Annotated in this window: 1 protein-coding gene; it reads right to left on the bottom strand. The window is 49.5% G+C overall.

Translation table 11 applies throughout. The annotated features are described in order from the left end of the window. Nucleotides 1-642 (bottom strand): MFS transporter (locus DXZ20_RS00705; protein ID WP_163695713.1); only part of this gene is annotated, 642 nt, incomplete at both ends.

Raw genomic sequence — 642 nt, 5'->3', positions numbered from 1 at the left:
ATCACAGACTGCATCAAGCCCAGGGTCTTACCCTGTTGTTTCGCCCCAGCTAACTGACTGAGTAAACTGGCCAGTACTGGATTGCCTAATGCTTGGGCAAAAATTGTCAATAACAGCGCTGCCAGTAACTGAGGAACATTGTTTGCAAAGGGAATCAGCACAAGCCCCAGGGCGGCCATCGCAGAACTCCATAGGAGTAACTTAATCTCTCCCACCCAACGGGTGAGTCGACCGAGCAAACTCAGTTGAATGATGGCAATGGTTAAACAATAGAAAATCAGCAAATAACCAAATTCCTGGGCTCCCCAACCAAAACGCCATTCACACCACAGGGCAAAAATAGCTTGAATGCCAATGCCACCGAAAAAGGTGATAAAGGTTAACGTGATCAGCATGCCAACCAATGGACGTTGGAGAACTTGCTTAAGCTCAGGGAGCAATTGAGCCAGGGGATGCCGGTGCTGAACTGCTGGCTTGAATCTTATGGGCTTCACTTCGGGCAACGCGCCAAAGGCCGCACAAAATGTTACCCCGGAAGCAATGGTGGCGGCTAAAGCCGGTAAACGAAAATTTGGACTGGTTGAGTCACCACCGATCAAAAGTCCGGCAATCACAGGGCCAATCACAAAACCAATCCCAGCT

Origin of the sequence: Adonisia turfae CCMR0081 (genome assembly GCF_011009555.1) — a bacterium.
Taxonomy (GTDB): Bacteria; Cyanobacteriota; Cyanobacteriia; order Phormidesmidales; family Phormidesmidaceae; genus Leptothoe; species Leptothoe turfae.
The sequence above is the reverse complement of the archived record's forward strand: the minus strand, read 5'-3'. Positions and strand labels throughout refer to the sequence as shown.